The organism is Planomonospora sp. ID82291 (genome assembly GCF_015711645.1).
Lineage (GTDB): Bacteria > Actinomycetota > Actinomycetes > Streptosporangiales > Streptosporangiaceae > Planomonospora.
Window position 1 is genome coordinate 474,540 of sequence record NZ_JABTEX010000003.1, and the last position, 18,063, is coordinate 492,602.

The following is an 18,063-nucleotide window of genomic DNA, read 5'->3' on the forward strand; positions in this document are numbered from 1 at the left end:
CGGGCGCGGGCGGCGCCCCGCCTCCGCCGTCTCCGCCGCCGTCGTCATCGTCTCCACCGTCGCCACCGCCACCGCCGTCGTCATCGTCGTCCGTCCTCCGGTTTGACCGCCGTCCAGACCGTCACCGGCATCAGGGGCCGCCAGCCGGTGAACCCGCCGACCGGGGCCGCCCGGCTGACCGCCAGCCGGACCAGGTCCCCGCCGAGCTCGCCGTACCAGGAGGCCACGACGGACTCGGACTCGACGGTCACCGCGTTGGCCACCAGCCGGCCGCCGGGCCGCAGCGCCGCCCAGCAGGCCTCCACCACGCCGGGCACGGTCACCCCGCCGCCGACGAAGACCGCGTCGGGGGACGGGAGACCGGCGAGCGCGGCGGGGGCGGGCCCGGTCACCACGTTCAGGTCCGGGACGCCGAGCCGGGCCGCGTTCCCGGCGATCCCGGCGGCGCGGGCGGGATCGCGCTCCACCGCGACGGCCCGGTTCGCCCGGTGGCCGCGCAGCCACTCGATCGCGATGCTCCCCGCCCCCGCGCCGACGTCCCACAGCAGCTCGCCGGGGACGGGCGCGAGGCGGGACAGGGTCACCGCGCGCACCTCCCGCTTGGTGAGCTGGCCGTCGTGCGCGAAGGCGTCGTCGGGCAGACCGGGGACGCACGGCAGCGGCGCGGTCCCGGGATCGGCCCGGCACTCGACCGCGACGACGTTCAGGTCGTGCGTCACGGGCAGGGCCCAGCGGCCCGCCGTCCCGGAGACCACGCGCTCCTCGGGGCCGCCGAGCCGTTCCAGGACGGTCACCGGGCTGCCGCCGTACCCGTCGGCGGCGAGCAGCGCGGCGACCCGCGCGGCGGAGCGTCCGTCGGCGGCCAGGACCAGGATCCGGCGGCCCGGGTGGAGTACGGCGCGCAGCGACTCGGCCGGGCGGGTCACGAGGCTGACGACCTCGGTCCGGTCGACGGCCCAGCCCAGGCGGGCGCAGGCCAGCGAGACCGACGACGGGTGCGGGAGCACCCGGATCCGGTCCGGGCCGAGCAGGCGGGCCAGCGTCGTGCCGATGCCGTGGAACATGGGATCGCCGCTGGCCAGCACGCAGATCCGGCGGCCGGAGTGCGCGGCGATCAGGCCGGGCAGCGCGGGCACCAGCGGCGAGGGCCACACGACCCGCTCGGCGGTGGGCTCGGGGACCAGGGCGAGCTGCCGCGCGCTGCCCATGAGCACCTCGGCGGTGTGCAGTTCGCGGCGCGCGGCCGGCGACAGCCCGGCCCAGCCGTCGGCGCCGATCCCGACGACGACCGCGATGGGGACCGCGGCGGCGCTCGTGGCAGGGCCTGCGGCGGTGTCCGGCGGGGGTTCCGCGACGGGACCCGAGGGGGCGTCAGACATTGCCCATGACCCGGGTGACGCGGATCTCGATCACGACGCGGGACGGGTTCTCGCGCGGCGTCCTGTAGCGCTCGGCGTAGCGGCGTTCGGCGTCGGCGACCGACGCCGGGTCCCTGCGGACCACCGCCCGGCCCTCCAGCGTCGACCAGCGCCGTCCGTCCGCCTGGCAGACCGCGACCGGCACGCCCTCACCGGCCGCCTCCCCGGCCTCCGGCACGTGGCCCGCCTTGCGCGAGGATCCGGAGGTGATCACCCGCGCGATGCCCGCGTCGGCGTCCAGTGTCACCCCCACCGGGACCACGTGCGGGGTGCCGTCGGGCCGCAGGGTGGTCAGCGTGCACAGGTGGCGCTCCCGCCAGAAGGCGCGGAACCCGTCCCCGAGATCCTTCAACACCCCGCCCTTCCCTGATCGTCATGGTTCAGGGCGACATGGTAGAGGGTGCCCGGCGACCGCACCCCGCCGGGCACGGCGGAGCGATCGGACGACGGCGCGGCCCGGCGGGCACGGCGCGGATCAGCTCCCCGGGCTGTAGATCACCTGCTCCGGGGCGACCCGGACCGTGATGCGCTGCTCACCCGGCTGGCGGTACGGATAGGAGTCCACGTTCAGGTACTTCTTCGCCAGCCGGTCGATGACCGCGTCGGCGCCCTCCAACTCCAGCCGCGCCGTACCCGAGACGCTCACCAGGTGGAAGGGGTCCTGCGGGTCCAGGACGCTCACCGACACCCGGGGATCGGCGCGCAGGTGCCGCTCCTTGGCCCGGCCGACGGCCGTGTTGAAGACGACGTCGTCGCCGTCGACGTCCACCCAGACCACCGTGCTGTGCAGCGAGCCGTCCGGCCGCAGGGTGGTCACCCAGCCGTGCACCGGCCGGCGGAGCAGTTCCCTGGCGTCGTCGTTCAGCTTCCCCACGGGGACCTCCATGATCGGTTCGTTATGCCTACGGACCGATCGAACAACCTCCCTCGGTGATCTGTTCCGTTCCGCCACGCGTTCCCGTGATCCGCGTTCCCGTTCCCGACCTCCCGTTTACGCAGGCTTCCTCCCCGCCCCGTTCACACCGGCCGTCCCTCCGCCCCCGCTCATACGGCGCGCCCGCGCGGGTAAGGGCCGCCCATGACCGAACTCCGCCAGAGCGATCCCGCCGAGCCGGGCATCCGGCGCCGCCGCAGGGGCCGTGGTTTCAGCTACCACCACCCCGACGGCCGGCCGGTCCGCGACCGCCGCGCCCTCGCGCGGATCAGGGCGCTGGCCCTCCCCCCGGCCTGGACCGACGTGTGGATCTGCCGCTCGGCGGACGGGCACATCCAGGCGGTCGGCACCGACTCGGCCGGGCGGCGGCAGTACCGGTACCACGACGTCTGGCGCGCCGAGCAGGACCGGATCAAGTTCGACCGGGTGCTGGAGATGGCCGACCGGCTGCCGAAGTTCCGCGACCGCGTCGCCGAGCACCTGCGGCAGCGCGGGCTGACCCGCGAGCGGGTGCTCGCGGCGGCGGCCCGGATGCTCGACATCGGCTTCTTCCGGGTGGGCGGTGAGGCGTACGCGTCGTTCGGCCTGGCGACGCTGCGGATGGAGCACGTCACCTGCGCGGCGGGCCGGGTCACCTGCGCCTACCCGGCCAAGGGCGGCAAGCACCGCGAGATGGAGATCGTCGACGCGGACGTGTGCGCGGTGGTCACCGCCCTGCACCGGAGCGGCGAGGAGGGGGAGCTGCTGCGCTACCGGGACGGCTCCCGCTGGGCGGACGTGCGCAGCGACGACATCAACGCCTACCTGCGCGAGACGTTCGCGTGCGAGGTGTCGGCCAAGGACTTCCGGACCTGGCACGCGACCGTGCTCGCCGCGGTGGGCCTGGCCGTCTCCACCCGGGCCCGGTCCCGGACCGGCCGGAGGCGGGCGGTCAGCAGGGTGATGACCGAGGTGGCCCGCTATCTCGGCAACACGCCCGCCGTCGCCCGCGCGTCCTATGTCGACCCCCGTGTCGTCGAGGCCTACGACAAGGGGCGGACCATCGCCCGGGCGCTCACCGAACTCGGCGCCGAGACCGGCTTCGGGCAGCTGGCCACCCACGGCGGCGTGGAGCGGGCCGTCATCGCGCTGCTGCGCCGATCATGAATTCTCCGCCCGTGATTTTGCCGACCTTTTCTCTCCCCAACCCGTATGAACCCGACAGGCGCGGGCATCCGAGTGAACAAGTTGAGCCGACATCTGTCGGATTTATCCCACATTCATTGGATTTAATGTGACTTCTCATAATGACATCGCCTTCATCACACACTGGTCCCGCCTCGCGGCCTGCCTCAGCGAGGACCCGGAGTTGTTCTTCCCCATCTCGCTCCAGGGGCCGGGCCATGTCCAGCACGAGCACGCCAAGGCCGTCTGCCGGCGCTGCCCGGTGCGTGCGCAGTGCCTGGAGTACGCCCTCAGCACGCACCAGATGCACGGCGTCTGGGGCGGCACCAGCCCCGACGAACGGGCCGCGGCCCTGACGGGCACCCGGCAGGGCGCCAGCATGTGACACGGCGTACGACGCCGGGCCCCGCGCCCACCGCGCGGCGGGCCCGGATTGGAGGCCCCTCGACCGGTAGCCACGGCGGGATCGGACGACCCCGCAGACTTCGGGTACGAGCCCGGCGGCGTCTTCGGCCACTCCCACGCCATGGGCGGGTTCAAGGGCAGCCACGCCGAGTACGTCCGGGTCCCGTTCGCCGACCACGGCGCCTTCCCCGTTCCGGAGAGGGTGGACGACACCAGCGCCCTGTTCGCCTCCGACTCCGCGCCCACCGGCTGGATGGGCGCCCATCTGGGCGGTGTTCCGCCCAGGGACGTAGGCGTCCGGGCGGGCCCGCACCGCACCGCTGGGAACGGTTTCCAGGGCCGTGACCCAAACGTTCACCTGCGGTCGATGACGGGCTCCGCCCATACCGGGCATACTCCTGCACGTGCAGCGTCGTCATCCGTTTCTCGACCATCCCGGACCGCTCGCCTTCGCCCACCGCGGCGGGGCCTCGGAGAACCGGGAGAACACCCACGCCGCCTTCGCCCGCGCGGTGGAACTCGGCTACACCTACCTGGAGACCGACGCCCACGCCACCGTCGACGGCGTCCTGCTGGCCTTCCACGACCACACCCTGGACCGGGTGACCGACCGGCGCGGCCGGATCGCCGCCCTGCCGTACCGGGTGGTGCGCGAGGCGCGGATCGGCGGCGTGGACGAGATCCCGCTCCTGGAGGACCTGCTGGGCTCCTGGCCGGAGGCGCGCTTCAACATCGACGTCAAGGAGGCGACGGCCATCGCGCCGCTGGCCGAGGTGGTCCGGCGGACCAACGCCTACGACCGGATCTGCCTCACCTCCTTCTCCGACGAGCGCCTGCTGCGCGCCCGCGCCGCGATCGGCCGCGACGTCTGCTCCGCCCTCGGCCCGCGCGGCGTCGCCACCCTGCGCGCCGCCGCCAGCACCGCCGCCTACGGCCGGCTGCTGTCCCGCCTGGCCCGCGCCGGGGTGCCGTGCGCGCAGGTCCCGGCGGGCTTCCGCGGCCTGCGGGTCACCACCCCGTCCCTGGTCCGTACGGCGCACGCCCTCGGCATGCAGCTGCACGTGTGGACGGTGAACGACCCCCAGGAGATGGAGCGCCTGCTCGACCTCGGCGTGGACGGCGTGATGACCGACAACATCTCCGGGCTGCGCGGGGTGCTCGAAGCCCGCGGCCAGTGGCATCCCGGCAGGCTCGCCGCCTGACCCGGCGCGGCCCGCCGCCGCCCTTCGGGCCGCTCCCCGCGGCCCTCCCCGGTTTCCCGGCCCCGACCATCCCGGCGCGACTCCCCGATCCCCCTCCCCCAGCGAACCGAGGACGCCATGACCGCCGAAACGGCCGTCGAAGAGACCCCGCAGTCCCGCCGCCGCGAGCAGCGCGGCTGGTACTGGTACGACTGGGCCACCTCGGCCTTCAACACGACCGTGATGACGGTCTTCCTCGGCCCCTATCTCACCGAGATCGCCAGGACCGCCGCCGCCGGTGCCGAGTACGTCGACGTGCTCGGTTTCGACGTCCGGCCCAGCGCCTACTACTCGTTCGTCCTCGGCGCGGCGGCGCTCCTCCAGATCGTCCTGATGCCCGTCGCCGGAGCGCTCGCCGACCACACCGGCCGCAAGCGGGAGCTCCTCGGCTTCTTCGCCTCCCTCGGCGCGATCGCGACGCTGCTCATGTGGTTCGTCTCCGACGGCCGCTACCTCCTGGGCGGCCTGCTCTTCCTGGTCGGCAACGTGGCCTTCGCCGCCGCCTTCGTCGTGTACAACTCGTTCCTGCCGGAGATCGCCACGGCCGACGAGCGGGACCGGGTCTCCACCCGGGGCTGGGGCTTCGGCTACCTCGGCGGCGGCCTGCTGCTCGTGGTCAACCTGGCGCTCTACACCCGGTACGAGGCCTTCGGCCTGACGGAGGTGAACGCGGTCCGGCTCTCCCTCGCCTCGGCGGGCCTGTGGTGGGGCGGCTTCACGGTCATCCCGCTGCTGCGGCTGCGCAACCGGCACGCCCTCGCCCCGCGCAGCGAGACCCCCCGCCAGGCGGTCGCCGGCAGCTTCCGCCAGCTCGGCCGGACCGTTCTCGACCTGCGCCGCTACCCGCTGACACTGGCCTTCCTGCTGGCGTACCTGGTCTACAACGACGGCGTGCAGACCGTCATCTCCTTCTCGGCCACCTACGCCGACCAGGAGCTGGGCCTGAGCAAGGAGACGCAGATCACCGCGATCCTGATGGTGCAGTTCGTCGCGTTCGGCGGCGCACTGCTGCTGGGCTGGCTGGCCGGCCGCCTGGGCACCAAGCGGGTGGTGCTGGGCAGCCTGGTGGCCTGGACCGTCGTGGTCGGGATCGGCTACTTCCTGGAGAAGGGCGCGGAGATCCAGTTCTACGCGATGGCCTTCGCCATCGCGATCGTGATGGGCGGCACCCAGTCCCTGTCGCGGTCGATGTTCTCCCAGGTGATCCCGGCCGGCCGGGAGGCCGAGTACTTCAGCCTGTACGAGATCAGCGACAAGGGGGCGACGTTCCTCGGCTCGACGCTCCTGGCGGTGACCCTCCAGCTGACCGACAGCTACCGGACGGCCATCCTCTCGCTGGTGGTCTTCTTCGTGGTCGGCTTCGCCGGACTCGCCGCGATCAACCTGCCCAAGGCCGTCCGCGCGGCCGGCAACCCGGTCCCCGAGCGGCTCTGAACCGCCTCCGGGGACCGGCGCGGGGCCACTCCGCCGAGGACGGCGGCGAAAAGCGCGATTGGATCACGCCGTGCGTGGGAATCCACACACGGTATCAAGCGTTGTACGCCGTGGGAGTTCACCCCCTCACGACGGGGCCCTTCAGGAGGCATTGAGACATGGGCGAGCGTGCGCTGCGCGGTACCCGACTCGGGGCGACCAGCTACGAGAACGACCGCAACACCGATCTGGCCCCGCGTCAGGAGGTTTCCTACACCTGCCCCAAGGGCCATCGGTTCGACGTCCCCTTCGCGGCCGAGGCCGAGATCCCCGCGATGTGGGAGTGCCGGATGTGCGGTGTCACCGCGATCCGGGTGGACGGCGAGCTGCCGGAGGCCAAGAAGTCCAAACCCCCCAGGACGCACTGGGACATGCTGCTGGAGCGGCGCACGATCGAGGACCTGGAAGAGGTCCTCAACGAGCGCCTGGCGATCCTCCGGGCCCAGCGCCGCAAGAGCGCCTGACCCGACGGGCGCTCGCCGTCCGGCGAGGCCGCGGACCACTGCGGGACCACTGCGGGACCACTGCGGGACCACTGCGGGACCCCGGCACCCCTCGGGTGCCGGGGTCCCGTGCCGTCCAGGGCCGGTCTGCGCTGTTCATCAACTGACTTTTCCGGCATTCTTCTCATCGTCATGGGAACCGCAACACGAGTGCCGCAGACCCGCAGCATGGACGGCGAGGAGCTCTCCGCCGACCACGCCTGGGCCACCCTCCGCAGGTACGGCCGCTGGCACCTGGCGCGCGACTCCTACACCCGGTTCCGGTACGGCGACGGCCTGACCAACGCCCGCGCGCTGGCCTTCCAGATCTGCCTGTCCATCATCCCCGGCGCCATCGCCCTGGTCGGGCTGAGCTCGGTGATCGACCAGGAGCGCCTGGGCCAGGTCCTGGAGCTGACACTGGGCCACCTGGCCCCCGGTCCGGGCGTCGAGGCGGTCAGGGACGTGCTGGACGACAGCCACCGGCAGGCGAGCCGGACCGGCGGCACCCTGGCCCTCTCCTTCGGCCTGCTCACCGCGCTGGTCTCGCTGACCAGCGCGATGGCGCAGGTCGAGCGGGGCGCGAACCGCATCTACGGTGTCGAGCGGGACCGCCCGTTCCACCGCAAGTACGCCAGGGCCCTGGTGATGGCGCTGACCGCGGGCGCCTCCATGACCGCGGGCTTCACGGTGATGGTCGGCGGCGGCGCGATCGGGCGCGCCCTGGCGGAGGTCTACGACTGGAGCGAGGGCGCCCGGGAGGCCTTCGGGCTGGTGCGCTGGCCGCTGGGGTTCCTGCTCGCGCTCCTGTCGACCTCCGTGCTGTTCCGCGCCTCCCCGCGCCGCCGGCAGCCCGGCCACACCTGGCTGGCCTTCGGGGCGCTGGTCGCCCTCGTCCTGTGGACCGCCTTCACCCTGCTCCTGGCCCTGTACACCGAGAGCAGCGGCACCTTCGGCGCCACCTACGGCCCGCTCACCGCCGTGATGGCCCTGCTGCTGTGGTCCTTCCTCAGCTCGACGGCCCTCTTCCTCGGACTGGCCTTCGCCGCCCAGCTGGAGGCCTGCCGCGCCGGGGACTCCACGCCCTGCGGGCCCGACCCCGGTCCCACCGCCGAGGAGGAACGCGAACCCCTGGTGGGGGCGGTGGGCTCGGCGGCCATCGCGGCCGTGCGGGCCGGCGTCAGGGCCGTGCGGGCCGCGCTCCGGTTCTGGCGGCGCAGGAGATCGGCCGGCTAGCCCTCCCGCGACCGGCTCCTACGGACGACCGGCTCCTACGGACAGCCGGTTCCTACGGACGGCCGGCGACACCGATCCCGCGCGGCGGGTAGACGTGGTCGAGCGCGTGGCCGGGCGGCAGGATGCAGCGCCGGTGCGCGTTCTCCTGCGAGCAGCGCAGGGCCGCCTCCCGGCGCGGCAGCGTCGCCTGCGCGCCGGATCCTTGACCGCCGTCCGAGACGCCTGCGAAGACGCCGTACTGCCCGTCCGGCATTGAGTGCTCCCAACCAGGTGGCGGATCGGCCGTGGCCGCGGGAGAAAAATTCTACAGAAGTATCCCCATCGTTCGCATAACTACCTTTTGACGCTTTCATGTCGATCAGTGTCAGATCCCCCGATCAGGACAGGCTCCCCGATCAAGGCTCGGGGCGGGCGGCGGCCCCGCTCCGCGGTCCCCATAGCACGGCGATAGGGATTTTTTAGCAGATTCCCGGCAAGCCTCTCGGCCAATATCGTGACGGCACCTCGCCTGACCACCCCCCCATCGGCCGAGGAGGCCCGACAGAGATGTCATCGATGTCAAGGATCCCCCGTTCCGCCCTCGTGTTCGCCCTCGGACTCGCCTTCGTCACGACCGCGACCCCCGCCCAGGCCGTCCCCGCCCCCGCCGCCCCCGCCGTCCGGGCGGCCCAGGGCGCCCAGGCCGCGGTCCGCGTCGTCCGCTACGACGCGAGCCGCGCCGCCGAGTTCCGCTCGGCCGTGGACCAGGCGGCCCAGATCTGGAACGGCAGCGTGAGCAACGTCCGCCTCGTCGCGGGGAGCCCCGCGGACTTCGTCGTCCTGGCGGACAACGGCTGGCCCCGCGCCCAGCCCGTCGGCCTGGGCCGGGGCACGGTCTGGATGGGCCGGCAGGCCACGGGCCAGGGCTACGACCCGCTGCGCATCGCCACCCACGAGATCGGCCACATCCTCGGCCTGCCCGACCGCCGAACCGGCCGGTGCACCGACCTGATGTCGGGGTCGAGCGCGGGCACCGGCTGCACCAACCCCTACCCGAGCACCGCCGAGCGGGCCGCGGTCGACCGGAACTTCGCGGGCCTCACTCCCCCGGCGGTGGAGTTCGGCGAGATCTACGTCGACGTCCCCGTCGGCGCGGCGCCGTAACCGCGGCCCTCCCCGGTCCCGTCCGCGCCCTCCCGGCGTACGGCGGCGGCCCCGGCGGGGCGCGGACCGCCGGAACCGCCGGAACCGCCGGAACACGGACGGGACCACCGGGACCACCGGGACACGGACGGCGCCGCCGGGACCACCGGCGCCCCGCGGGCCGGGGAGGCACGGAAGCCGTCCGGTGAGAACGGGCCGGTTCCCGGGCAGGACGTGGTCGTGACCATGACCCGTATCAGCGTCTCCTGCGACGCGGCGGCCGGCCCCGAGCGGGTGTTCGCCGTCCTGACCGACTGGCCGCGGCACGACGAGTGGATGGTCCTGACCCGCGCGCGGGTCACGGCCGGCGACGGGCGCAGTGCCGGGAGCAGGCTGGCGGCCTTCACCGGCGTGGGTCCGCTCGGCTTCCTGGACACCATGGAGATCACCCTGTGGGATCCGCCCTCGGCGGTCGAGGTCCGGCACACCGGGCGGCTGGTGCGCGGCACCGGCGCCTTCCGGGTGCTGCGCCGCGAGGGCGGCGGCAGCACGATCGTCTGGGAGGAGGAGCTCGACCTGCCGTTCGGCGCCGCCGGGCGGCTCGGCTGGCCGCTGCTGCGTCCGCTGAACGAGGCGCTTTTCCGGCTCTCCCTGCGCCGTCTGGCCGAGCTCAGCTCACCGTGACGGCCGCCGCGCACCGCCCCGGCCACCGGACGGCCACCGCACGGCCACCGCGGGCCCGGACCGCACGACCACCCGGCGGACGTCCTGCGAGGCCGTCCGGCGTGCGCCCGGCTCTTCTCCGGGGGCACGACCGCCGATCAGCGGCCGGTGAGGTCGCGACCGGAGTCGCGGGAGACCGGTCCGTCCGGCTCGTCGCGGACGACCTCGCCGTGGATGACGGGGCCGCGCCCGTCGGCCCGGCCGCGCGCCGCCCCGTCGAAGGGCGCGCCCATCGGGCCGAACGGCGCGCCGAAGGCGAGGCCGGGACCGCCGGTCCGCGCGGCCAGCGTGCGGATCCTGCGGGCGAAGAACCAGGTGCCGAGCCGGCGCATCAGCGGCCGGGTGAACGGCAGCACGAGCAGGAACCCGGCGACGTCGGTGAGGAAGCCCGGGGTGAGCAGCAGCGCCCCGCCCGCGACGATCATGGCGCCGTCGGTGAGCTCCCGGTCCGGCATCCGCCCGCCCTGCAGCGCGCTCTGCAGGCTCTGCCAGGCCCGGCGGCCCTCGCGGCGGACGACCCAGGCGCCGAGGAGGCTGTCGGCCAGCAGCAGGGCGATCGTCAGCGGGCCGCCGATGACCTGCCCCACCTGGATCAGCGCCCAGATCTCCAGGACCGGGACCACCAGGAAGGCCAGGAAGAGTAGAAGGCGCATCGTTTCCTCACTCGTGCGGACGCCGTACGAAGGAGACAACGCCTGCGGGGCCCTCCGCGTTCCATCACCGCCCTGGGCGGCTCTGCCCCAGGGCGGCGGAGCACCGCCCGCGGCGCGGCGCGTTCGTCCGGTACCCCGGAAATCCGGCCGGTGATCGGTAGCATGGGCGAATCGTGATGAGTTACGTGATTCTGGGCTGCCGCCTGCTGCTGCTGGGGATATTCCTGGCGTCACTGGCCGGCAAGGTGCGGGGCCGTCAGGCGTTCCGGGAGTTCGTCGCGGCGACCGTGACCCTGCTGGCCGTGAGATCCGTTCCGGCGCGACGGCTCGCGCTGCTCGCGATGGCGGCGGAGGCGGCGATCGTGGTGCTGCTCGCCGTGCCGGCCACGCTGCCCGCGGGCTTCGCGCTGGCGGCTTTCACACTCGGCGGTTTCGGGTACGCGCTCGCCCGCGCACTGAGACAGGGCAGAGCGGCCCCCTGCCGCTGCTTCGGCTCGTCGTCGGCGCCCATCGGCGGGCGTCACGTGATCCGCAACCTGGTGCTGATCGCGGCGGCGGTGACGGCCCTGGTGGCGACGCTCGGCGGCGCGCCGCAGGCCGTCGGGACGCCAGGGATGATCATCACCGCGCTGGCGGCACTGGTCTGCGTGGTGCTCGTCACACGCCTGGACGACATCGCGGAGCTGTTCCGCCCCACGGTCGCCGGACGCTGAGGCGACGGGCCGCGGTCCCGGCGCTTCCCGCGCAGCCTCCGAGGCGAGGGCGTCCGGGCCACCGGCGCGGCGGCACGTCGGGGTCACGGGCGGGCGGACATCGCGCGGTGCACCACGCCGAGCAGGTGCTCGCCGGTGACGTACCCCCAGTGGCGGGAGTCGGCGCTGCGCGCCCGGTTGTCACCCAGCACGACCAGGCACCCGGCGGGCACGCGGACGTCGTGGTCACCGGCCTCACCGACGGCCGGGCGCACCTCCGGGGGCACCGGTTCCCCCGGAACCGCGACGACCCGTTTGATCAGCCAGCCGCCGGGAGCGTCCCCGGAGCCCACGGGGGGCGGCCTGCGCGCCACCATCACCTGCCCGGCGCGCACCCGCGGCAGCGGCACCCGGCGCACCAGCACCCGGTCCCCGTCCCGCAGGGCCGGCTCCATGCTGGGCCCCTCGACGGTGACCACCACCAGGCGGCGACGCACCCACAGCAACGTCCCGGCCAGCGGCACGCCCAGTGCCGCGCAGACCACCGGCAGGACGGCGGTCATCCCGGCGCCGTCGCGGGCAGCTCGTCGGCGTATCCCCGGGCCTGGAGCGCGAACAGCCGCGCGTAGACACCGCGCCGCTCCAGGAGGCCGGCATGGGTGCCCGTCTCGGTGATCTCACCGCCGTCCAGCACGACGAGCCGGTCGGCGTCGCGAAGCGCGCCGAGGCGGTGGGACACCAGCAGGCTGGTGCGGCCGGCGCGGTGCGCGGCGATGCTCGCGTGGACCCGTGCCTCGGCCTCGGCGTCCAGGCCCGAGCTCGGCTCGTCCAGGATCAGCAGATCCCGTTCGTGACGCAGGAACGCCCTCGCGAGCGCGAGCCGCTGCCACTGGCCGCCCGAGAGGACGACGCCGGTCTGTGCGCCGTCGTCGTCCGGTTCCGGCAGGAACATCCTGCTGAGCAGGGTGTCGTATCCGCGGGGAAGGGCCGAGAGCACGTCGTCGATCCCGGCGCGCCGCGCCGCGTCCTCGATCCGGGACGGATCGTGCAGGGCGTCCAGATCCCCCATGCCGATGTTCTCCCGCGCGGTGAGGTCGTAGGACATGTAGTCCTGGAAGACCACGCCGACACGCCGCCGCAGGGCCGCCGGGTCCACGTGGCGCAGGTCCACGCCGTCCCACAGCACGGCCCCCCGCGTCGGGTCGTAGAGTCGGCACAGGAGCTTGATGAGCGTGCTCTTGCCCGCGCCGTTCGTGCCCACCAGCCCCACCGACTCCCCGTGGGGAATGGTGAGGTTCACACCGCGCAGCACCCACTCGTGCTCGTCGGAGTAGCGGAACCACACGTCCCGCAGCTCGATGCCCCGGCGCAGCGCGGGCAACCGGGCGGGGGGATCGGCGACCGGCAGGTCGGGGGCCGCGCGCGCCACCCGCAGGTAGTGCCCGAAGAGCAGCAGGTGCTGGTGGATGCCGGCCAGATGGTGGATCAGGCCGGTCAACGCCGCCTGCATGCCGGCCACCGCGGCCACGAACATCGCGATGTCCCCCGCGGTCAGCGCCCCCCGGCCCGCCGCCAGCACCGCCCAGACCAGACCGGCGCCGGCCACACCGGCGCCCAGCAGTCCCAGCCCGCTCTGCACCGCGGCCTCGCGACGGTCGGTCTCCCGCTCGGTGGCGTGCGCGGCGCGCAGTTGCGCGAGCATCCGGCCGCGCAGGAAGTCCCCGAGGCCGAACAGGCGCACCTCCTTGGCGGCACGGGGGTCGGACAGCAGCGCGGAGTAGAACAACCGGCGGCGTTCGACGGGCCCGATCAGCCACATCATCGCCGCCCGCCGCCGGGACAGCGCGAGCTCCGCCAGCAGCGCGGGCACGGCCGCCACGACGACCAGGAGGGCCATGGGAGGACTGAGCAGGAAAAGCGAGCCGAAGAAGCCGAGACCGGTGGCCAGGGACTGGACGAGCCCGAACGTGCTCGTCACCACCATGGCGGGCGTGCCGTCACCGGCCTGCTCGGCGAGCCGGAGCCGGTCCAGGAACCGGGCGTCCTCGAACCTGCTCAGTCCGGGGAACGTGTTGACCGCCGTGTAGAGCCGGTCCTGTGCCAGCAACGCCGTCCGCCGTCGCGACTCCTCGCGAACGTACTGGGTGATCTGCGGCAACGCCGCCGCCACGGCGCCGACGAGGGCGAGCCCGGCGGCGAGATGGGGCAGGGGCAGGTCCGTGCCCGCGCCCGGTGCCGTCACCCGGTCCAGGACCAGCTTGGTGAACCAGGCCGCGGTCACCGGCAGGGCCCCGGCGGCCACCGTCAGCACCAGGTCGAGCGCGACGTGGCCCGGTGCCGCCCGGAACGCCAGCGCCCACGCCGGTGCGAATCCCGCCAGGAGCATGCGCGGGCGAGGCTGGGCGGCCGTCATCTCAGGGTCGCGGCGGGCAGCGTGTCGAGGGTGGATCCGGTGGTGACGACCGTGCCGTCGTCGACCACCAGCAGGGCGGGGAACGAGTCGACGGCGAAGGCCGAGGCGACCGGCCCGTCGTAGCGCTCCAGCACGACCCGCGCCACGGCGTCCGCCCGGTCGACGAAGTCCTCGGCGTCCTCGGCCCGTTCGGCGACCACGACGATGAGCACCCGGTCACGGCCTCCGGCGAAGGCGCGGGCGTAGTCCACGAACTCGGGGAAGCGTTCCAGGCACGGCGCGCAGGTCGTGGAGAAGAAACCCACCGCGGTCCGGCCGGTGAGCTGGGCGCGGGTGAGCGGGGCGCCGTCCACGGTCACCGCGGTGAAGTCCGCGACCGTCATGCCGGGGGAGAGCGCCCGGCCCGCGGGCCGGGTCGCCGCCGGATGCGACGCCAGCGCCCTGTCGTGCTCCCGCAGACGCCGGATCACGCCGAACGTCAGGACCAGGTTCAGAGCCCCGACCAGCCCCACGAGGACCACGGCCGCGAGCAGGTACGTCGTCATCGCATTCTCATCCTTCTCCAACGGTGGAACGGCCGCTCCGACCGGTCACGGGACGGTGCGGGACGGCGACCACCGGGTGGTCCCCGTCCCGGCCCCGTCAGTGGTAGCGCTTGTCGCAGGTACGGACCCACTGGCAGCCGTTGCAGGTGTACCTGTAGTACCAGCCGCCGGTGTCGCAGGCGGCGCCCCAGTACCGGTAGCCCTTGCCGTAGCTGCTGCAGGGGCACGGGTCGGCCTTCGCCGTGACCTGGGGGGCGAACACGCCGAGAAGGCGGTCGGCCAGTTTTCCGATGTTCGCGGACATGATCTGAACATCCTTTCCGTGGGGGCGGATCGATGCGCTCATCCGAGGTCGCCTGGCGAACCTGGGCAGACTGTCGATGCGGTAGGAGGTCCCGCCTCGAGATCGTGTCACCGCCACGGATGCGCGCCGTATACGTCCCGTATAGACGGCCGACCGCATGGGGGGATCACGGTGCGTCCCTTCGGCACCGGACCGTCGTCCCCGAGCCTGCGACGCCCGACACGGACGCCCGGCGCCTGGCACCCGGCGCCCGGCACCCGGAGCGGGGCCGGGGCCGTCCCGGAAAGGGGGTCAGCGGCCCCGGGCGGCACCGAGCCGGTCGAGGTGGTCGCGTACCACCCCGGTCTTGCGGTGCCGGAGGTCCTCGAAGAGGGCCAGGGCGCTCTCGAGATGGACCAGCGCCTCCCCGTCGTGCCCCAGCGCGGCGTGAGCGAGGCCGAGCGCCTCGTGCGCGTCCGCGCGCAGCGAGGTGTCACCCGCCCGTACGGCGAGCGCGAGGGCGCGCTCCCCGCACGACACGGCCTCCCCGACGGCGTCCATGTCGCGGTGGAGCGCGCTCATGCTGACCAGGATCTGGGCGATGTCCCGATCGCCGCAGCCCGTCTCGCTGATCCTCAGGGAGGTCCGGTAGTGGCTCATGGCGCGGGTGAGGCGTCCGGCGAGGTGGTCGGCCTCCCCCAGGTTGCTGTGCAGCAGGGCGGTGAAGTGGTGGGCGTCCGGCAGTCGCGCCCCCAGGGCCCCGGCCTCCTCCAGCCACCGGATCGCCTCCTGCGGCCGACGGGCGTTGATGTACGCGGCGGCGAGGTTCAGCAGGGCCGTGGCCGCCCCGAGGGTGTCGCCCAGCCCGAGCCGGAGCCGGTGCGCGCGGTGACAGGCCGAGACGGCGCGCTCGGTGTCGCCCAGCAGGCTGTGCGCGATGGCGAGCCGGCCGGTGACCATCGCCTCGCCCACGGGGTCCCCGGCCGTCGCGGCGGCCTCGGCCGCGACGGTGTAGAGGTCGGCCCACTGGCCGGTGTGGTGGCGCCGGTGCAGCCACCCGAACATGGCCGCGGCGATCTGCCAGGCCAGGGCCGGATGCGACTCCGCCGCCCGCCGTACCGCGGCGTCGAGGTTCGCGGCCTCGGCGTCGAACCAGGCCAGGGCCGACGCGTCGTCGGTGAACCCCGCCGGCGGGGCGGGGGAGACGAAGTTGGGCCGTTCCTTGGGCCGCAGGACCCGGTCGGCCGCGTTGGCGACATCGCGGTACCAGGTCAGCAGCGCGGTCGTGCACCGCTCCCGCTCGTCCGCGCCCTCCTCCGCCAGGAACCGCTCACGTGCGTAGATCCTCACCAGGTCGTGCATCGTGTAGTGGTCGCCGGGCACGGGCGCGAGCAGGTGGACGGACACGAGCCGGTCGAGCAGGTCCCGGGTCTCCCCGGCCGGCCTGCCCGACATGACCGCGGCGACGGCCAGCGACGGTTCGGGGCCGGGGTGCAGCCCCAGCAGCCGGAACATCGCCCGGACCGGTTCGTCCAGCGGGCGGAGCGAGGCGTGCAGCACCGCCCGGACCGATATCTCGTTCTCGTCGACGGCGAGCCTGTCCAGGCGCACGCGCTCGTCGGCCATCTCCGCCACCAGCGCGGGCAGGGCCTCCTCGTACGCAGGCATCTCCAGCCGGGAGGCCGCGATCCGCAGGGCGAGGGGGATCCGGTCGCACAGCTCGGCGAGCTCCTCCACGCCCGTGGCGTGACCGGCGGGGGCGAGCCGGTCCCGGATCAGGGCGACGGCGTCGGCCACCGGAAGCGGTCCGAGCGGGACCCGCGGAACACCGTGCGTGGTGGCGAGCCCGTCCAGGCGGAGCCTGCTGGTGATCAGTGTGAGGCTCGGCGCGCCTCCCGGGAGCAGCGCGCGCACCTGCGCGGCCGAGGCGGCGTTGTCGAGCACGATCAGCATCCGCCGTCCGGACATCCGCGACCGGAACACGGCGGCCCGCTCCTCGGTGTCGGCGGGGATCCCCCACGGCGGGACGTCCAGGGCGCGCAGGAAACGCTCCAGCACCAGTCCCGGGTCCAGCGGCCCGCCGACCCCGAACCCGCCCAGGTCCACGAAGAACTGCCCGTCGCCGAACAGGTGACGCGCCCGATGGGCCCACCGGACCGCCAGGGCCGTCTTGCCCACGCCCGGCGGTCCCACGACGGCGGCCACCCGGGCCTCCTCGCCGGCGTCCGCCGCGATCCCGTCCAGGCGCGCGAGCTCGCCGTCACGCCCCACGAACCCCAGGGGACTCGCCGGCAGCTGGGCGGGCACCGCCCGGTGACCGGACGCGGGCGGGCGTGCCCGCGTGGCGCGGTCGTCCGTCCCGGGCGGGCGGTCCTCGCCGGTGTCCCACAGCCGAGGGCCGGTGGTGTTCCACAGCCGAGGGTCGGCGGTGAGGATGGCCCTCTCCATCGAGCGCAGCTCCGGGCTGGGCTCCAGCCCGAGCTCGTCCGCGAGGATCGCCCGCGCCCGCCGGTAGGTCTCCAGGGCCTCCGCCTGACGGCCGGACCGGTAGAGCGCGAGCATCAGGTGCGACCAGAGGCGCTCGCGGAAGGCGTGGCGGTTCACCAGCGCCGTCAGCTCGGCCACCAGGGCGGCGTCCTGCCCCAGGCACAGATCCGCCCTTATCCGTTGCTCGATCGCCACCATGTGCCACTCCTCCAAGCGGGAGCGCTCCTCGCGCAGGGCGAACTCGCCGGAGAGGTCGGAGAACGGGGGCCCCTGCCACAGCTCCAGCGCCTCGCCGAGCGATCGCCGGGCTCCCGCGGCGTCGTCCGCGGCCAGGGCCGCCTGCCCGTCCTGGACGAGCCCGACGAACCGGCAGGCGTCGACCTCGTCGCAGCAGGCGTCGATCCGGTAGCCGGCGTGGCCCTCGCGCAGGATCCGGCCGGTTCCCAGGACCAGGCGCAGGCCGCGCGCGTAGAGCCGGAGGTTGGCCTCCGCCGACGGCGGGGGCGCGGGGCCCCACAGCGCGTCGACGAGCCGGTCGACGGAGAGGAAGCCGTGCGGGTGGCCGAGCAGCACCGCGAGGAAGAGCCGCTGCTTGGGCGGTCCCAGCACCGGGACGGTGTCACCGGACCGGACGCGTAGCGGACCCAGGATCTCGAACTGCACGATGACGCTCCTTTGCGCACCACGTACGGAGTCGCCCCGCATGCTCGCGACGGCGCCGCCCGTGCGGCGCGACGTCACGGGGGCACGGACGCGCGCACACGACCCGCGGGGGGATTCGGCGGTGAGGCG

Annotated in this window: 19 protein-coding genes; 9 read left to right on the forward strand and 10 right to left on the reverse strand. The window is 74.0% G+C overall.

Annotated features, from left to right (window positions below):
* Positions 1 to 80: 80 nt before the first annotated feature.
* The 3 genes from cbiE to HS045_RS21390 all read right to left on the reverse strand — a co-directional run bounded on the left by cbiE (position 81) and on the right by HS045_RS21390 (position 2,292).
* Positions 81 to 1,379 carry a precorrin-6y C5,15-methyltransferase (decarboxylating) subunit CbiE gene (cbiE, locus tag HS045_RS21380; protein ID WP_196453220.1) on the reverse strand — a complete coding sequence of 433 codons (1,299 nt, stop codon included), beginning with the start codon at positions 1,377 to 1,379 and terminating at the stop codon, positions 81 to 83.
* Positions 1,372 to 1,773, reverse strand: a complete 402-nt coding sequence (locus tag HS045_RS21385; RefSeq protein WP_196453221.1) for a pyridoxamine 5'-phosphate oxidase family protein — start codon at positions 1,771 to 1,773, stop codon at positions 1,372 to 1,374. Before HS045_RS21385 ends, cbiE begins: the two co-directional genes overlap by 8 nt.
* Before the next feature lie 120 nt (positions 1,774 to 1,893).
* Positions 1,894 to 2,292, reverse strand: a complete 399-nt coding sequence (locus HS045_RS21390; protein WP_196453222.1) for a PPOX class F420-dependent oxidoreductase — start codon at positions 2,290 to 2,292, stop codon at positions 1,894 to 1,896.
* A gap of 204 nt (positions 2,293 to 2,496) precedes the next feature.
* Between HS045_RS21390 and HS045_RS21395 the strand changes: the two genes are divergently transcribed.
* The 6 genes from HS045_RS21395 (at position 2,497) to HS045_RS21420 (ending at position 8,353) form a co-directional block, all read left to right on the forward strand.
* A complete protein-coding gene (locus tag HS045_RS21395) occupies positions 2,497 to 3,498 on the forward strand; it encodes a DNA topoisomerase IB (protein WP_196453223.1) in 1,002 nt (333 codons plus the stop codon).
* A gap of 127 nt (positions 3,499 to 3,625) precedes the next feature.
* Entirely contained in the window at positions 3,626 to 3,901 is a 276-nt protein-coding gene (locus HS045_RS21400) for a WhiB family transcriptional regulator (RefSeq protein WP_374191401.1), read from the forward strand.
* Between the two features lie 424 nt (positions 3,902 to 4,325).
* Positions 4,326 to 5,123, forward strand: a complete 798-nt coding sequence (locus HS045_RS21405) for a glycerophosphodiester phosphodiesterase (RefSeq protein WP_196453224.1) — start codon at positions 4,326 to 4,328, stop codon at positions 5,121 to 5,123.
* 117 nt (positions 5,124 to 5,240) lie between these two features.
* Positions 5,241 to 6,596 carry an MFS transporter gene (locus HS045_RS21410; protein ID WP_196453225.1) on the forward strand — a complete coding sequence of 452 codons (1,356 nt, stop codon included), beginning with the start codon at positions 5,241 to 5,243 and terminating at the stop codon, positions 6,594 to 6,596.
* A 158-nt stretch (positions 6,597 to 6,754) separates the two neighbouring features.
* Entirely contained in the window at positions 6,755 to 7,099 is a 345-nt protein-coding gene (locus HS045_RS21415) for an RNA polymerase-binding protein RbpA (RefSeq protein ID WP_196453226.1), read from the forward strand.
* A gap of 171 nt (positions 7,100 to 7,270) precedes the next feature.
* Entirely contained in the window at positions 7,271 to 8,353 is a 1,083-nt protein-coding gene (locus HS045_RS21420; protein WP_196453227.1) for a YihY/virulence factor BrkB family protein, read from the forward strand.
* Between the two features lie 52 nt (positions 8,354 to 8,405).
* Here the strand turns inward: HS045_RS21420 and HS045_RS21425 are convergent, their stop codons facing one another.
* Positions 8,406 to 8,606: a hypothetical protein gene (locus tag HS045_RS21425; RefSeq protein WP_196453228.1), complete on the reverse strand. Its 201-nt coding sequence runs from the start codon at positions 8,604 to 8,606 to the stop codon at positions 8,406 to 8,408.
* A 302-nt stretch (positions 8,607 to 8,908) separates the two neighbouring features.
* Between HS045_RS21425 and HS045_RS21430 the strand changes: the two genes are divergently transcribed.
* Complete coding sequence (locus tag HS045_RS21430) at positions 8,909 to 9,496, forward strand: snapalysin family zinc-dependent metalloprotease (RefSeq protein WP_196453766.1); 588 nt, start codon at positions 8,909 to 8,911, stop codon at positions 9,494 to 9,496.
* A 225-nt stretch (positions 9,497 to 9,721) separates the two neighbouring features.
* Positions 9,722 to 10,159, forward strand: coding sequence for an SRPBCC family protein (locus HS045_RS21435; RefSeq protein ID WP_196453767.1), 438 nt, complete (start codon positions 9,722 to 9,724; stop codon positions 10,157 to 10,159).
* A 137-nt stretch (positions 10,160 to 10,296) separates the two neighbouring features.
* On the opposite strand, the gene HS045_RS21440 is transcribed toward HS045_RS21435, so the two are convergent.
* The gene (locus HS045_RS21440; RefSeq protein ID WP_196453229.1) at positions 10,297 to 10,851 is read right to left on the reverse strand and encodes an FxsA family protein; all 555 of its coding nucleotides are present in this window, start codon (positions 10,849 to 10,851) and stop codon (positions 10,297 to 10,299) included.
* Between the two features lie 176 nt (positions 10,852 to 11,027).
* Between HS045_RS21440 and HS045_RS21445 the strand changes: the two genes are divergently transcribed.
* Positions 11,028 to 11,564 (forward strand): MauE/DoxX family redox-associated membrane protein, encoded by a 537-nt coding sequence (locus tag HS045_RS21445; protein WP_196453230.1) that lies wholly within the window; start codon positions 11,028 to 11,030, stop codon positions 11,562 to 11,564.
* Between the two features lie 83 nt (positions 11,565 to 11,647).
* Here HS045_RS21445 and HS045_RS21450 read toward each other — a convergent pair whose 3' ends face one another.
* The 5 genes from HS045_RS21450 to HS045_RS35910 form a co-directional block, all read right to left on the reverse strand.
* On the reverse strand, positions 11,648 to 12,106 hold the full coding sequence (locus HS045_RS21450; protein ID WP_196453231.1) for a S26 family signal peptidase: 459 nt from the start codon (positions 12,104 to 12,106) through the stop codon (positions 11,648 to 11,650).
* Positions 12,103 to 13,929 carry an ABC transporter ATP-binding protein gene (locus tag HS045_RS21455; RefSeq protein ID WP_196453232.1) on the reverse strand — a complete coding sequence of 609 codons (1,827 nt, stop codon included), beginning with the start codon at positions 13,927 to 13,929 and terminating at the stop codon, positions 12,103 to 12,105. Before HS045_RS21455 ends, HS045_RS21450 begins: the two co-directional genes overlap by 4 nt.
* A gap of 23 nt (positions 13,930 to 13,952) precedes the next feature.
* The gene (locus tag HS045_RS21460) at positions 13,953 to 14,501 is read right to left on the reverse strand and encodes a TlpA disulfide reductase family protein (protein ID WP_196453233.1); all 549 of its coding nucleotides are present in this window, start codon (positions 14,499 to 14,501) and stop codon (positions 13,953 to 13,955) included.
* Between the two features lie 97 nt (positions 14,502 to 14,598).
* Complete coding sequence (locus HS045_RS21465; RefSeq protein ID WP_196453234.1) at positions 14,599 to 14,805, reverse strand: hypothetical protein; 207 nt, start codon at positions 14,803 to 14,805, stop codon at positions 14,599 to 14,601.
* 291 nt (positions 14,806 to 15,096) lie between these two features.
* On the reverse strand, positions 15,097 to 17,934 hold the full coding sequence (locus HS045_RS35910) for a BTAD domain-containing putative transcriptional regulator (protein WP_196453235.1): 2,838 nt from the start codon (positions 17,932 to 17,934) through the stop codon (positions 15,097 to 15,099).
* Positions 17,935 to 18,063 lie beyond the last annotated feature (129 nt).

Bases quoted from the DNA above. Each gene is read 5' to 3' on its own strand.
- cbiE (WP_196453220.1), bottom strand. From the start codon at position 1,379: ATGTCTGACGCCCCCTCGGGTCCCGTCGCGGAACCCCCGCCGGACACC.
- HS045_RS21395 (WP_196453223.1), top strand. From the start codon at position 2,497: ATGACCGAACTCCGCCAGAGCGATCCCGCCGAGCCGGGCATCCGGCGC.
- HS045_RS21410 (WP_196453225.1), top strand. From the start codon at position 5,241: ATGACCGCCGAAACGGCCGTCGAAGAGACCCCGCAGTCCCGCCGCCGC.
- HS045_RS21415 (WP_196453226.1), top strand. From the start codon at position 6,755: ATGGGCGAGCGTGCGCTGCGCGGTACCCGACTCGGGGCGACCAGCTAC.
- HS045_RS21420 (WP_196453227.1), top strand. From the start codon at position 7,271: ATGGGAACCGCAACACGAGTGCCGCAGACCCGCAGCATGGACGGCGAG.
- HS045_RS21425 (WP_196453228.1), bottom strand. From the start codon at position 8,606: ATGCCGGACGGGCAGTACGGCGTCTTCGCAGGCGTCTCGGACGGCGGT.
- HS045_RS21430 (WP_196453766.1), top strand. From the start codon at position 8,909: ATGTCAAGGATCCCCCGTTCCGCCCTCGTGTTCGCCCTCGGACTCGCC.
- HS045_RS21435 (WP_196453767.1), top strand. From the start codon at position 9,722: ATGACCCGTATCAGCGTCTCCTGCGACGCGGCGGCCGGCCCCGAGCGG.
- HS045_RS21440 (WP_196453229.1), bottom strand. From the start codon at position 10,851: ATGCGCCTTCTACTCTTCCTGGCCTTCCTGGTGGTCCCGGTCCTGGAG.
- HS045_RS21445 (WP_196453230.1), top strand. From the start codon at position 11,028: ATGAGTTACGTGATTCTGGGCTGCCGCCTGCTGCTGCTGGGGATATTC.
- HS045_RS21450 (WP_196453231.1), bottom strand. From the start codon at position 12,106: ATGACCGCCGTCCTGCCGGTGGTCTGCGCGGCACTGGGCGTGCCGCTG.
- HS045_RS21455 (WP_196453232.1), bottom strand. From the start codon at position 13,929: ATGCTCCTGGCGGGATTCGCACCGGCGTGGGCGCTGGCGTTCCGGGCG.
- HS045_RS21460 (WP_196453233.1), bottom strand. From the start codon at position 14,501: ATGACGACGTACCTGCTCGCGGCCGTGGTCCTCGTGGGGCTGGTCGGG.
- HS045_RS21465 (WP_196453234.1), bottom strand. From the start codon at position 14,805: ATGTCCGCGAACATCGGAAAACTGGCCGACCGCCTTCTCGGCGTGTTC.